Below are 12567 nucleotides of genomic sequence, written 5' to 3'. Positions count from 1 at the left end.
CGCTAGAATTGCGCACTTTTTGATCAGAGGCGCTCTCCCGAGCGCCCATTGAGGTTAGCCGCACATGTCCACCGCTACTCCCAAAGTCGGATTCGTCAGCCTGGGCTGCCCAAAGGCCACCGTCGACTCCGAGCGCATCCTCACCCAGCTGCGCATGGAAGGCTACGAGATCGTACCGACCTACCAGGATGCCGACGTAGTGGTGGTGAACACCTGCGGGTTCATCGACAGCGCCAAGGCCGAGTCCCTGGATGCCATCGGTGAAGCCATCGCCGAAAACGGCAAGGTGATCGTCACCGGCTGCATGGGCGTATCCGAAGACTCCATCCGTGACGTGCATCCGAGCGTGCTGGCCGTCACCGGCCCACAGCAGTATGAGCAAGTGGTCAGCGCGGTGCACGAAGTGGTGCCGCCGAAGGCCGACCACGACCCCTTCGTCGACCTGGTGCCGCCGCAAGGTATCAAGCTGACCCCCCGTCACTACGCCTACCTGAAGATTTCCGAAGGCTGCAACCACAGCTGCAGCTTCTGCATCATCCCGTCCATGCGCGGCAAACTGGTCAGCCGCCCGGTGGGTGATGTGCTCTCCGAAGCCGAACGCCTGGTCAAGGCCGGCGTCAAGGAGCTGCTGGTGATCTCCCAGGACACCAGCGCCTACGGTGTCGACCTCAAGTACAAGCTCGACTTCTGGAACGGCCAGCCGGTCAAGACCCGCATGCTGGAACTCTGCGAGGCCCTCTCCGCCATGGGCGTGTGGGTGCGCCTGCATTACGTCTATCCGTACCCCAATGTGGACGACGTGATCCCGCTCATGGCCGAAGGCAAGCTGCTGCCTTACTTGGACATCCCCTTCCAGCACGCCAGCCCGAAAGTGCTCAAGTCCATGAAGCGCCCGGCTTTCGAGGACAAGACCCTGGCGCGCATCAAGAAATGGCGCGAGATCTGCCCGGACCTGACCATCCGCTCCACCTTCATCGTCGGCTTCCCCGGCGAAACCGAGGAAGACTTCCAGTACCTGCTGGACTGGCTAACCGAAGCCCAACTGGACCGCGTCGGCTGCTTCCAGTACTCCCCGGTGGACGGTGCCCCGGCCAACGACCTGGGCCTGGAGCCGGTCCCAGACGACGTCAAGCAGGACCGCTGGGAGCGTTTCATGGCGCATCAGCAAGCCATTTCCACCGCCCGCCTGCAGCTGAAGATCGGCCGCGAAATGGACGTGCTGATCGACGAAGTCGACGACGAAGGCGCCGTAGCCCGTTCCTGGGCGGACGCTCCGGAAATCGACGGCAGCGTATTCATCGAGTCCACCAGCGTGAAGCCGGGCGACAAGGTGCGCGTGCGCATCGTCGATGCCGACGAGTACGACATGTGGGCCGAGTTGGTCTGATTTGAGGTTGTGCTGAATGAGCCCCGCTGACGCGGGGCTTTTCTTTTGACCTTGATTTCGCGTCAGGCGTGATTCCGTGATTGACGCCCCAACGCAATGGGCTGAACACAAGAAGCGAGTCGAGCCGTAGGATGTAGCGAGCGGCGTTCGGCGGGAGCGCAGCGATACCCATCACCGGAGCTCGCCCATGCTCAAGGTCTTCTACGACGGCGCCTGTCCCCGCTGCATTGCAGACCGTCGCTGGTACGAATCCTTGCCCCGTGCCGCCGAAGGCGTGGAGTGGGTCGACATCACCGGTCGCGACACAGAACTACGCGCGCTCGGCATCGACCCCTACCTCGCCCTGACCGAACTACACGTCCAGGATGAAACCGGCCGCATCCACCGCGAACTCGACGCCTACATTCTCCTGCTCACCCGCGTGCCGAGGTTGGCACCGCTCGCCTGCTTGCTCGGCCTGCCCATCATCAAACCGCTTCTGTCGCTCGCCTACCGCCGCTGGGTACTGCGCCGTTTACGCCGAGACGGCAGGCTCTAGGGGCAAGGTCTAGACTCGCTTCATCCACGGACCACGCGGAACCACAACAATGACCAGCCAGAACCGCCAGGTAACCCTCTACCACTGCCCCTACACACGCTCCACCGGTGCCCTGACCCTGCTCGAAGAGCTCGGCGCCGACTTCACGCTCCACGTGATGAACATGAAGACCGGGGAGCAGCGCAAGCCGGAATTCCTCGCTATCAACCCCATGGGCAAGGTACCTACCCTCACCCACGGCGATGCGGTGGTCACGGAGCAAGTCTCGGTCTACCTCTACCTCGCCGACCTCTACCCGGAAGCCAAGCTTGCCCCACCCCTGGGCGACCCGCTGCGCGGGCCCTACCTGCGCTGGATGGTGTTCTACGGGTCCTGCTTCGAGCCGGCAGTAGTGGACCGGGTACAGAAGCGTGAGCCAATTCCAGAGGCACGCTCGCCCTACGGCGATTTCGACAGCGTGATGAAGACCCTGATCAGCCAGATGAAAGACGGGCCCTGGCTGCTAGGTGAGCAGTTCACCGCTGCCGACGTGCTCTGGGGCAGCGCGCTGAACTGGACCACCCAGTTCGGGTTGATCCCGGAGGTGCCGGCGATCAAGGACTACATCGCCCGCTTCGTCGAACGCCCCGCCTACCAGCGCGCCCTGGCCAAGGACGCCGAGCTGGCCGCCGCCCAGGCTGCACCGGCCTGAAATGCCGCTGTATTCCGCGTCTCGATAATGCCCCCGCCCCGGAGTCGCCGGGGTTAGGGTATGGGCCTGTTCCGGTTCATCGTCGAGGCATCCTTATGCATTCCTATTTCAGCCTCCAGGGCCGTACCGCCCTGGTCACTGGTGGTACCCGTGGAATTGGGCGGATGATCGCCCAGGGCTTCCTCGAAGCCGGCGCGCGCGTTTTCATCTGCGCCCGCGATGCCGAGGCCTGCCACGAGACCGCCTCCGAGCTTTCCGCTTTTGGCGAATGCCACGGGCTCGTCGCCGACCTCTCCAGTGAGGACGGTGCAAAAGCCCTTGCCGCAGCGCTTGAACAACGCATCGAACAACTGGACATCCTAGTGAATAACGCCGGCACCACTTGGGGCGCGCCCCTGGAGAGCTACCCGGTGAAGGGCTGGGAGAAAGTCATGCAGCTCAACGTGACCTCGGTGTTCAGCTGCATCCAGCAATTGCTGCCGTTGCTGCGCAAAGCCGGTAACGAAGCCAGCCCAGCGCGGGTGATCAACATCGGATCAGTGGCCGGCATCACCTCCCACGGCGAGGACGCCTACGCCTATGGTCCGAGCAAGGCCGCGCTGCATCAACTCTCGCGGATGCTGGCGCGGGAACTGGTGGCCGAACACATCAACGTCAATGTGATCGCTCCCGGGCGCTTCCCCAGCAAAATGACCCGCTTCATCGCCAACGATCCCGACGCCATGGCACGCGACACCGCGCTGATCCCGATGAAACGCTGGGGTCGGGGCGAGGAAATGGCGGCGCTGGCCATCAGCCTGGCGAGCACGGCGGGTGCCTACATGACCGGTAACATCATCCCCATCGACGGTGGTTTCCACCTGTAACGCATCGCTTGCGCGGCGCATGGGCCGGCGCTAGGGTAGCCGCGCTATCCACCGGACTTTGCCCATGCGTCTCGCTCTTCTTACGCTCCTGTTCGCCCTCGCCGCCCCAGGCCATGCCGCGCCGGCTCCGTTCTTCATCTGGCAAAGCAAGCTGGACGGTGCATTGACCTGTGCCCAGACCACTCCCGGCGAAGGCTGGCTGCGCCTTGGCGGGCCGTTCCGTGACGCCGGCTGCCGCGTGCCCTACTGATATGCAGCACAGCGTTTCGCCCGTCGGCTACGTGCGCTCTTGCTTCAAGGAGAAGTTCGCCATCCCCCGTCAGCCGCACCTGGCGCCCGCCGCCCGTGGCGTGCTGGAGCTGGTACCGCCCTTCGACACCGGCGATGCCGTGGCGGGGCTGGAACACGTCAGCCATGTCTGGCTGCTGTTCCTCTTCCACCAGGCCCTTGAAGATAAGCCACGGCTGAAGGTGCGTCCGCCGCGCCTGGGCGGCAACCAGTCCATTGGCGTGTTCGCCAGCCGCTCCACCCACCGTCCCAACGGCATTGGCCAGTCGGTGGTGAAGCTGGAGAACGTGGAAGCCGGTCGTCTCTGGTTGTCCGGCATCGACCTGCTGGACGGCACCCCGGTCATCGATATCAAACCCTACGTGCCCTACGCCGACCGCCAGGACAATGCGCTGAATGCCATCGCCGACGCGGCGCCCGAGCTGATTCCGGTGGAATGGGAGCCCGCGGCCCTGCTCCAGGCTTGCGAGCATGGTCAGCGCCTGGGCGAACCTCTGGCTGAGCTGGTAGAACAGTGCCTGGCCCAGGACCCGCGCCCGGCCTACCAGAAGCCCGAACCCGAACGCCGCTACGGCGCTCGCCTGTGGGACGTGGATGTGCGCTGGCACTATCCCGAACCGGGGCGGATTCGCGTGCTGGAGATTGCGCGGGGCTGAACCGCCACGCGCTTCCCAAGGGCGGGTCACGCTTCATCGACCCTCCATTCGTGCGCGCGCTGACGACGACGGTGGACAGAGCTACCGCTAGCGGGAGGCGTTGAGCGCCAGGCTGTCGGCCTCGATGGCGTCCTGTTCGAGGATCAGTGGTTCCACCTGAGGCCGGCTGGCGAGGAAGTGCGGGGTCTGCATATGGGCCTCGAACGCAGCTTCGTCGGTGTAGACCTCATACAGCCAGATGAGATCGGGATCGCTGCGATCCTGCAGCACATCGAATACCAGGCAACCCGGTTCGTCACGCACTGAAGCGGCGGCGTTGACGCGCATGGCATCCATGAAGGCGTCCAGGGTACCGGGGCGCAAGCGGGTCTTGAGAAGAAGGCAGTACACGTTGAACTCCGTTTTGTCTTATATTTCACGCAAATTGTATACAAAAACGGAACTACGAAAATGTCCAGCCGTCCAGGCCGTCTCAACGGCCTTCGCCATATCGCCATCGTCGTGCCCAACCTGGAGGAGTGCGAACGCTTCTACGTGGACGTGCTGGGCATGGAGGTCCTCAACCGTGCCAACGAAGACCTGGTATACCTCACCTGCGGTAATGACAACCTGTCCCTTGGCCGCGCCTTTGCGCCCAGTAGCGGTGTGCAGGCGGTGGATCACTACGGATTCGTAGTCGACAGCCTCGAAGAGCTGGACGCCTGGTACCAGTACCTCAAGGCCCGGGGTGTGACCATGCTTGACCGCCCTTTCGCCCATGGCGACGGCGCCCACAGCTTCCACGTGCTGGACCCGGCCGGAAACAAGATCCAGCCGATCTACCACCCGGCAATCTCCGGGCAACGCTTCAGCTCCCCGGTCTGACGCCCCCCCCCGAAAACGACAAAGCCCGCCATTTCAGGCGGGCTTTGTTTCTAAGCAGCTGGCGATTACTTCTCGACGAACGCGCGCTCGATCAGGTAGTCACCCGGCTCACGCATACGCGGGGAGATCTTCAGGCCGAAGCTGTCGAGCACTTCGCTGGTCTCGTCGAGCATGCTCGGGCTACCACAGATCATCGCGCGGTCGTCCTGCGGATTGATTGGCGGAAGACCGATGTCTTCGAACAGCTTACCGCTACGCATCAGGTCGGTCAGGCGGCCCTGGTTCTCGAACGGCTCGCGGGTCACGGTGGGGTAGTAAATCAGCTTGTCCTTGACCGCTTCACCGAAGAACTCGTTCTGCGGCAGGTGCTCGGTGATGAACTCGCGGTAAGCGACTTCGTTCACGTAGCGAACGCCGTGGACCAGAATGATCTTTTCGAATCGTTCATAGGTTTCCGGGTCCTGAATCACGCTCATGAACGGTGCCAGACCAGTGCCGGTGCTCAGCAGGTAGAGGTGCTTGCCGGGGTTCAGGTCATCAAGGACCAGGGTGCCGGTGGGCTTCTTACTGATGATGATCTCGTCGCCTTCCTTCAGGTGCTGCAGCTGGGAGGTCAGCGGACCGTCCGGCACCTTGATGCTGAAGAACTCGAGGTGCTCTTCCCAGTTCGGGCTGGCGATGGAGTAGGCGCGCATCAGCGGGCGGCCGCCGGGCTGCTGCAGGCCGATCATGACGAACTGGCCGTTTTCGAAGCGCAGACCCGGGTCGCGAGTACACTTGAAGCTGAACAGCGTGTCGTTCCAGTGATGAACGCTGAGAATGCGCTCGGAGTTCATGTTGCTCATTTACGGGGCTCCGAAGATTTGGAAGTCGCCAACGCCACTCAGGTCAGGGGGCGCAATTGCGCGACATTGTAATGACCGCCACAATATCTGTTAACTGAATTATCAAGATATAGGTTATCGGTTATATAGATATGCGATTTACCCTCCGTCAGCTCCAGGTATTTGTCGCCGTTGCCCAGCAGGAAAGCGTTTCCCGTGCTGCCGAACAGCTGTCTCTATCGCAATCGGCCACCAGCACCTCGCTGACCGAACTTGAGCGACAATCCGGGTGCCAACTGTTCGACCGCGCCGGCAAGCGCCTCAGCCTCAACGCCCTGGGCCGCCAATTGCTACCTCAAGCCGTGGCGCTGCTGGACCAGGCGCGTGAAATCGAGGATCTGCTCAACGGCAAAACCGGCTTTGGCTCCCTCGATGTCGGTGCCACGCTCACCGTGGGCAACTACCTCGCGACCCTGCTGATCGGCTCGTTCATGCAACGCCATCCGGAATGCCAGGTCAGCTTGCATGTGCAGAACACGGCGAATATCGTCCAGCAGATCGCCCTCTACGAACTTGACCTGGGTCTAATCGAAGGCGATTGCCAGCACCCGAACATCGAAGTCCTGCCTTGGGTAGAGGATGAACTGGTGGTGTTCTGTGCGCCCCAGCACCCCCTGGCCGCCAAAGGCCAGGCAAGTCTGGAAGAGTTGAGCCGCGAGGCGTGGATTCTCCGGGAAAAGGGTTCGGGCACCCGCCTGACGTTCGACCAGGCCATGCGCCACCACCCTACCCCGCTGAACATCCGCCTGGAGCTTGAGCACACCGAGGCGATCAAGCGTGCAGTGGAGTCAGGCCTGGGCATCAGCTGCATTTCGCGGCTGGCCCTGCGCGACGCCTTTCGCCGCGGCAGCCTGGTCCCGGTGGAGACGCCGGGAATCGACCTGCGTCGCCAGTTCTACTTCATCTGGCACAGGCAGAAATTCCAGACAGCCGCCATGCGCGAGTTCCTCGACCAGTGTCGTGCGCTGACTGCTGGAGTCAGCCGGAGCGACGAAATCGTGCTGCCGTCGATCGCCTGAGCACTTAGCCCAGCAGGATGGTCGCCCAGACTGCGGTAATCAGGGTTAGCGCGGTGAACTGTGCGGCACTGCCCATGTCCTTGGCGTTCTTCGACAGCGGATGGTGATCAAGGGAGATACGGTCGATGGCCGCCTCCACCGCTGAGTTCAGCAGCTCGACGATGAGCGCGAGCAGGCAGGCGCCAATCATCAGCGCGCGTTCGCCACGGCTGACATCGAGGAAGAACGACAAAGGAATCAGCACCGCATTAAGCAGCACCAGTTGGCGAAAGGCGGCTTCGCCGGTGAAGGCAGCACGCAGGCCGTCGAGGGAATAGCCAGCGGCGTTGAGGATGCGTTTGAGGCCGGTCTGGCCTTTGAATGGCGACATAAAAGAAAGGGTCGTTGAAAGGAGCGCGCAGCCTAACGCAACGCGCTTCAAATTTGCATGAAAAGCCTGGATTCAGGCCGTGGGAATAGATTCCATCTGTTGCAACAGCAGGGCTGCCTGGGTGCGGGTGCGCACGTTGAGCTTGCGGAAGATGGCGGTTACGTGGGCCTTCACCGTGGCTTCTGACACGTGTAACTCATAGGCGATCTGCTTGTTCAGCAAGCCTTCACAGACCATGGTCAGCACGCGGAACTGTTGGGGTGTCAGGCTGGCGAGACCTTCGCTAGCGGCCTTGGCTTCGTCCGACAAGGCCTGGGCTTCCTCCACCTGCGGCGGCCACCAGGTGTCGCCATCGAGCACCGAACGGACGGCGCTCTGGATGACCTCCAGCGGGCTGGACTTGGGGATGAAACCACTGGCACCGAATTCACGGGAGCGAGCGACTACAGATGCTTCCTCCTGGGCGGAGATCATCACCACCGGAATCTGCGGGTACTGACCGCGCAGCAGCACCAAACCGGAGAAGCCATAGGCACCCGGCATGTTCAGGTCGAGAAGGACCAGGTCCCAGTCAGCGCGCTCGGCCAGGCGAGCCTCGAGCTCGGCGATACTCGCCGCTTCCACCAGCCGCGCGTCAGGCCCGAGGCCCAGCGTCAGGGCTTGCTGCAGGGCGCTGCGGAACAGCGGGTGGTCATCGGCGATGAGGATTTCGTATGAGGCCATGGGCATGTCCTTTTTGTAATGGGCCCAGACACACCTCTCCGGGGTGTGGAGAGGCATTTCGGCACGACGGGATACGCTGGCCAGGCCCGAAGCTTGATACGGGCGGGCCGTAAAGCGGCGCCCAGCATGCCGAGCCGGAACGGGGTGGTCAAGTCGAACGCTTTGCGGCAAAGTTCTCGGCTTTTCCCGTCGAGAACCACCATGCGAAGCCAAGCACTGCGCGCCGATATCCTGATGCTGATCACCGCGGCCATCTGGGGCGCAGCCTTCGTCGCCCAGCGCCTGGGTATGGATGCGATCGGCCCTTTCCTCTATACCGGCCTGCGCTTCACCCTCGGCGCCCTTATCCTTCTCCCCCTGCTGCTGATTCTGCCCAAGCCCGCGGTAAAGCAACCGCTCAACCGCGGCATGCTGCTGGGCGGTCTGTTGATGGGCCTGGCCCTGTCGTTGGGGATCAACCTGCAGCAGGTGGGCCTGCTCTTCACCTCCGTCACAAACTCCGGCTTCATCACCGGCCTGTACGTCATCATAGTGCCGCTGCTGGGTCTGTTCCTCGGCCATCGCACCGGCCTGGGAACTTGGCTGGGTGCGTGCCTGGCAGTGGTGGGAATGTTCCTGCTCAGCGTCGGCGAAGGATTCCACGTTGCGTCCGGCGACTGGCTACAACTGGCCGGTGCCTGCGTCTGGGGTGTGCATGTACTGTTGGTCGGGTTCTTCGCCAGCCGCTACGACCCGATCCGCCTGTCCATCCTGCAGTTCGCGGTCTGCGCAGCGGTCAGCCTGGTCCTGGCGGTCGTGTTCGAAGAGATCAAGATCGACGCCATTCTCCAGGCCGGCCCCGCCATTCTCTATGGTGGCGTGATCGCCGTCGCCATCGGCTACACCCTGCAGGTGGTGGCGCAGCGCCATGCCATCGCCTCGCACGCCGCCATCATTCTTTCACTGGAAGCGGTGTTCGCAGCAATCGCAGGCGCGCTGATGCTGGATGAATCCCTGCATGCACGCGGCTACATCGGCTGCGCCCTGATGTTCGCCGGCATGCTGTTGGCCCAGCTCTGGCCGCAAAAGCACGAGGCGCAGGCAGCCCCTGTCAAAGCCGAAGCCTGATCAGAGATAGCTACTGAGCGCTTGGTGTGCCGGGCTCGCCTCGTCCAGGGGCAGGGCTCGTTTGGCCCCCAGGTAGCGTTCGGTGAACACGTCCAGATAGGCATTCAACGCACCACCGGCTCGTTCGTCTCCCGCCAGCTCAAGGCAAAGAGCCCCTACTTCGGCCGTGCAGAGATGCTCGTCACGCTTCGATCGACGCAGGCGATAACGGGAAATCTGTTCCGGCGTCAGGCTGAGCACCGGAAAGCGATCCAGATAGGGGCTCTTGCGGAACATCTTGCGCGCTTCGGTCCACGTGGCGTCCAGCAGGATGAACAGCGGCCGCTTGCCCGCAGCCACATCCACCCGCTCGACCACCCGCTCGGGCTCCGCATACTCGCCTGGAAACACCAGGTAGGGCTGCCACTGCGGGCTTTCCAGCAAGGCGAGCAGCGCCCCGTCCACCTCGGTGCGTGACCAGCCGAACGCCCAGGTGTCGGGCACGAGATCCGCGATCAGCCAGCCGGTGTTACTCGGTTTCATAGGCTCGGAGTAGTACATCATCAGGCACACACCGGAGCGCACCGGGACCTCGGGGCGCCAGGCGCAAAAGCAGTAGTCGAAGGCTACCCGACATTCCGGGCAACGCGGCGAGCGCGATCCGCGGGCGACGAAGGGACGGGTGCTGCGCGCGAGGCATTCGGCGCGCAGGCGGTAAACGGCGTGACTCATCGAAGCAGGTTCCAGTACAGCGGCTGGCCGCCCTGCGCAAGCCGGAAGGCGGCGGACGGGATCGGGATGGCAAGTAAAGATTGCGCGATTCTATCAGAGTCACCTGAAGCTGATTTTTCACGCGACAAGCGCTGACTGCGAACGCACAATTGCCGCGCTGGTCAAACAGCTACCGTTTGTTAGGAGATCCACATGCTGCGCCTTACCGCCATCGCCCTCTGCGCGACCTTGCCTTTCTTCGCCCAAGCCACATCGCTCAAGGACTACGAGCTGAGCAACATGCTCGAGAAAGTCGCCAAGGAGAGCAGCGCCGGCACGCCCCGCGCAATCAACGAGGACATCCTCGACCAGGGCTACACGGTGGAAGGAAACGAGCTGGTGAATCACCTCAGCGTACGCGAAGCCCATGCTGCCCAGATGCGCTCCAACCCCGATGCCGTGCGTGCCCAGTTGGGTGCCAGCGTCTGTCGAAACACCGGCTACCGCCAACTGCTGGCGCGCGGTGCCGGCCTGCGCTACGAGTTCAGCGAGTACAAGACCAATCGTCCGGTAACCACCGAACGCTTCACTGCCCGGGACTGTGGCCTCAAGGCCAAGAGCAACTGATCGCGACTGCGGCGAGATTCTCCAGGGAGTGCCGCACCCTTCCACCCGCCGAGCCGGGGACCGCACTCACTTCGAGTTGCGCCGGACACGCTGCGTTGCGCATTCCGGTAGCGACGAACTGGAAAAGATCTAGCGCCTGCCGCAAGCTGTAGTTGAGCGGCTCGACTAGGTCGCCCGGTTTCCGGCCCATCCAGCAGAGCAGCTCCGAGAAGTTGATGAGCAAGGAGATTGCTATGCCCTATGATCCGGACGATTACCTCTCCCGGCACTTCCAAACCAGCGGGATCGACCTGACGCAGAAGGTCGATGAGCTGATCAACCTCACCGTCCCCTGCGGCAGCCCCAACCTCGCGCTCTACCGCGAGATGCTGATTACCGTGGTGCGCATGGCCCAAGCCGACCGCAATCGCTGGGACGCCAAGATCATGCTGCAAACCCTGCGCGAGATGGAGCACGCCTTCAGCGCCCTGGAACAATTCAAGCGGCGTCGCAAAGTCACCGTATTCGGCTCGGCGCGCACCCCCAAGGGCCATCCGATCTACACCCTGGCCCGACAGTTGGGCGCAGAACTGGCCAAGCGCGACCTGATGGTGATCACTGGCGCCGGCGGCGGCATCATGGCCGCGGCCCATGACGGTGCAGGCCTGGAAAATAGCCTCGGTCTGAACATCACCCTGCCCTTCGAGCAACATGCCAACACCACTGTGGGCGGCACCGAGCATCTACTGTCGTTCCACTTCTTCTTCGTGCGGAAGCTCTTCTTCGTCAAGGAAGCCGATGCGCTGGTACTGTGCCCGGGTGGCTTCGGCACCCTGGATGAAGCACTGGAGGTGCTGACCCTGATCCAGACCGGCAAGAGTCCGGTGGTACCGGTTGTTCTGCTGGACGAGCCGGAGGGCAGCTACTGGGAAGACGCCGTTGGTTTCCTCCACGAACAACTCGAACGTAACCGCTACATTCTGCCCAGCGACATGAATCTGATGCGCCTGGTGCGCAGCGCCGATGAGGCAGCGGCGGAAATCGCACAGTTCTACAGCAACTACCACTCCAGCCGCTGGCTGAAGAACTGCTTCGTAATTCGCATGAATCACGCCCTCAACGAAAAAGCCCTGGGTCAGATTCAGGAGCAGTTCACCGACCTCTGCCTGGAGGGCGACTTTAACCAGCAAGCCAATTCGGAGTCAGAGACGGACGAGCCAGAGCTCAACGAATTGATCCGCCTGGCATTCCGCTTCAACGGCCGTGACCATGGCCGCCTGCGGGAGCTCATCGACTTCATCAACCTTCCGCAACACTGGACAAGCAAGGCCTGAACCGTTACACGGACGCACAGTCATCCTGCAATCAGCCATGCGCATCCGCGCATGGCTCAAGGCTGTGAGTGTGGGAACTCAGTCGTCGGAGTTGCCGCGCAGGAGACGGCTGATCATCTCCATTGAATAGCCGCGATAGGCGAGAAAACGCCCCTGCTGAGCTCGCTCGCGGGCGTCCACAGGCAACCGATTGAACTTGCGACACCAGACATCACGAAGCTGTTCGCTCCAGTCGATATCGGCCTCGCGCAGGGCCTGGTCAATATCACCACGGGGGAGGCCGCGCTGGGCCAGTTCTTCGCGAATACGCTGCGGCCCATAGCCGCCACGGGCGCGGCTGGCGATGAAGCTTTCGAGGTAGCGGGATTCGGAGAGCAGACCCTCTTCCGTCAAACGGTCGAGGGCGCTTTCGATCAACTCGGGAGGGGCGCCACGCTGACGCAACTTTCGCGTCAGCTCGACTCGCCCGTGTTCGCGCTGCGCCAACAGGTCCATGGCGGTCCGCCGCACCGCGGCAGGGCTGTCGAGAACAACGGGCATGGGA

General features: G+C 62.7%; 17 protein-coding genes. 11 read left to right on the top strand and 6 right to left on the bottom strand.

Features of this window, described 5'->3' with window-relative positions; genetic code table 11:
- The first annotated feature begins 64 nt into the window (after window positions 1–64).
- The 6 genes from rimO (at window position 65) to tsaA (ending at window position 4426) form a co-directional block, all read left to right on the top strand.
- Window positions 65–1387, top strand: coding sequence for a 30S ribosomal protein S12 methylthiotransferase RimO (rimO, locus tag AAHM40_RS01815; RefSeq protein ID WP_280286094.1), 1323 nt, complete (start codon window positions 65–67; stop codon window positions 1385–1387).
- A gap of 187 nt (window positions 1388–1574) precedes the next feature.
- A complete protein-coding gene (locus AAHM40_RS01810) occupies window positions 1575–1925 on the top strand; it encodes a thiol-disulfide oxidoreductase DCC family protein (protein ID WP_342243167.1) in 351 nt (116 codons plus the stop codon).
- A gap of 49 nt (window positions 1926–1974) precedes the next feature.
- Entirely contained in the window at window positions 1975–2616 is a 642-nt protein-coding gene (locus AAHM40_RS01805) for a glutathione S-transferase family protein (protein WP_028627539.1), read from the top strand.
- Window positions 2617–2711: 95 nt separating this feature from the next.
- Entirely contained in the window at window positions 2712–3482 is a 771-nt protein-coding gene (locus tag AAHM40_RS01800; protein ID WP_342243166.1) for an SDR family oxidoreductase, read from the top strand.
- A 64-nt stretch (window positions 3483–3546) separates the two neighbouring features.
- Entirely contained in the window at window positions 3547–3732 is a 186-nt protein-coding gene (locus AAHM40_RS01795; RefSeq protein WP_342243165.1) for a hypothetical protein, read from the top strand.
- 1 nt (window position 3733) lies between these two features.
- Window positions 3734–4426, top strand: a complete 693-nt coding sequence (gene tsaA, locus AAHM40_RS01790) for a tRNA (N6-threonylcarbamoyladenosine(37)-N6)-methyltransferase TrmO (protein WP_342243164.1) — start codon at window positions 3734–3736, stop codon at window positions 4424–4426.
- Between the two features lie 87 nt (window positions 4427–4513).
- Here the strand turns inward: tsaA and AAHM40_RS01785 are convergent, their stop codons facing one another.
- Window positions 4514–4816, bottom strand: coding sequence for a putative quinol monooxygenase (locus AAHM40_RS01785; RefSeq protein ID WP_342243163.1), 303 nt, complete (start codon window positions 4814–4816; stop codon window positions 4514–4516).
- 60 nt (window positions 4817–4876) lie between these two features.
- On the opposite strand from AAHM40_RS01785, the gene AAHM40_RS01780 reads away from it, so the two are divergent.
- Window positions 4877–5290, top strand: coding sequence for a VOC family protein (locus AAHM40_RS01780; RefSeq protein WP_342243162.1), 414 nt, complete (start codon window positions 4877–4879; stop codon window positions 5288–5290).
- 65 nt (window positions 5291–5355) lie between these two features.
- Here AAHM40_RS01780 and fpr read toward each other — a convergent pair whose 3' ends face one another.
- Window positions 5356–6135: a ferredoxin-NADP reductase gene (fpr, locus tag AAHM40_RS01775; RefSeq protein ID WP_028627533.1), complete on the bottom strand. Its 780-nt coding sequence runs from the start codon at window positions 6133–6135 to the stop codon at window positions 5356–5358.
- A gap of 131 nt (window positions 6136–6266) precedes the next feature.
- On the opposite strand from fpr, the gene AAHM40_RS01770 reads away from it, so the two are divergent.
- The gene (locus AAHM40_RS01770; RefSeq protein ID WP_342243161.1) at window positions 6267–7193 is read left to right on the top strand and encodes a LysR family transcriptional regulator; all 927 of its coding nucleotides are present in this window, start codon (window positions 6267–6269) and stop codon (window positions 7191–7193) included.
- 4 nt (window positions 7194–7197) lie between these two features.
- Here the strand turns inward: AAHM40_RS01770 and AAHM40_RS01765 are convergent, their stop codons facing one another.
- Both AAHM40_RS01765 and erdR read right to left on the bottom strand, forming a co-directional pair.
- Complete coding sequence (locus AAHM40_RS01765) at window positions 7198–7563, bottom strand: diacylglycerol kinase (RefSeq protein ID WP_137823628.1); 366 nt, start codon at window positions 7561–7563, stop codon at window positions 7198–7200.
- 72 nt (window positions 7564–7635) lie between these two features.
- Window positions 7636–8286, bottom strand: a complete 651-nt coding sequence (gene erdR, locus AAHM40_RS01760) for a response regulator transcription factor ErdR (RefSeq protein ID WP_028627530.1) — start codon at window positions 8284–8286, stop codon at window positions 7636–7638.
- A 126-nt stretch (window positions 8287–8412) separates the two neighbouring features.
- Here erdR and AAHM40_RS01755 point away from each other — a divergent pair, with 126 nt between their 5' ends.
- Complete coding sequence (locus tag AAHM40_RS01755) at window positions 8413–9393, top strand: DMT family transporter (protein ID WP_446731523.1); 981 nt, start codon at window positions 8413–8415, stop codon at window positions 9391–9393.
- Here the strand turns inward: AAHM40_RS01755 and AAHM40_RS01750 are convergent, their stop codons facing one another.
- Window positions 9394–10104 carry a tRNA-uridine aminocarboxypropyltransferase gene (locus tag AAHM40_RS01750; protein ID WP_342243159.1) on the bottom strand — a complete coding sequence of 237 codons (711 nt, stop codon included), beginning with the start codon at window positions 10102–10104 and terminating at the stop codon, window positions 9394–9396.
- Window positions 10105–10296: 192 nt separating this feature from the next.
- Here AAHM40_RS01750 and AAHM40_RS01745 point away from each other — a divergent pair, with 192 nt between their 5' ends.
- Window positions 10297–10710: a quorum-sensing-regulated virulence factor family protein gene (locus tag AAHM40_RS01745; RefSeq protein WP_342243158.1), complete on the top strand. Its 414-nt coding sequence runs from the start codon at window positions 10297–10299 to the stop codon at window positions 10708–10710.
- A gap of 233 nt (window positions 10711–10943) precedes the next feature.
- Window positions 10944–12023 (top strand): LOG family protein, encoded by a 1080-nt coding sequence (locus AAHM40_RS01740; protein ID WP_342243157.1) that lies wholly within the window; start codon window positions 10944–10946, stop codon window positions 12021–12023.
- A 78-nt stretch (window positions 12024–12101) separates the two neighbouring features.
- Here AAHM40_RS01740 and recX read toward each other — a convergent pair whose 3' ends face one another.
- Entirely contained in the window at window positions 12102–12563 is a 462-nt protein-coding gene (gene recX, locus AAHM40_RS01735; protein ID WP_342243156.1) for a recombination regulator RecX, read from the bottom strand.
- Window positions 12564–12567: the final 4 nt, after the last annotated feature.

The organism is Pseudomonas sp. OTU5201 (genome assembly GCF_038440135.1).
Lineage (GTDB): Bacteria > Pseudomonadota > Gammaproteobacteria > Pseudomonadales > Pseudomonadaceae > Metapseudomonas > Metapseudomonas resinovorans.
Note: the sequence above shows the minus strand (reverse complement) of the source record. Positions and strands in the feature narration are given on the sequence as shown.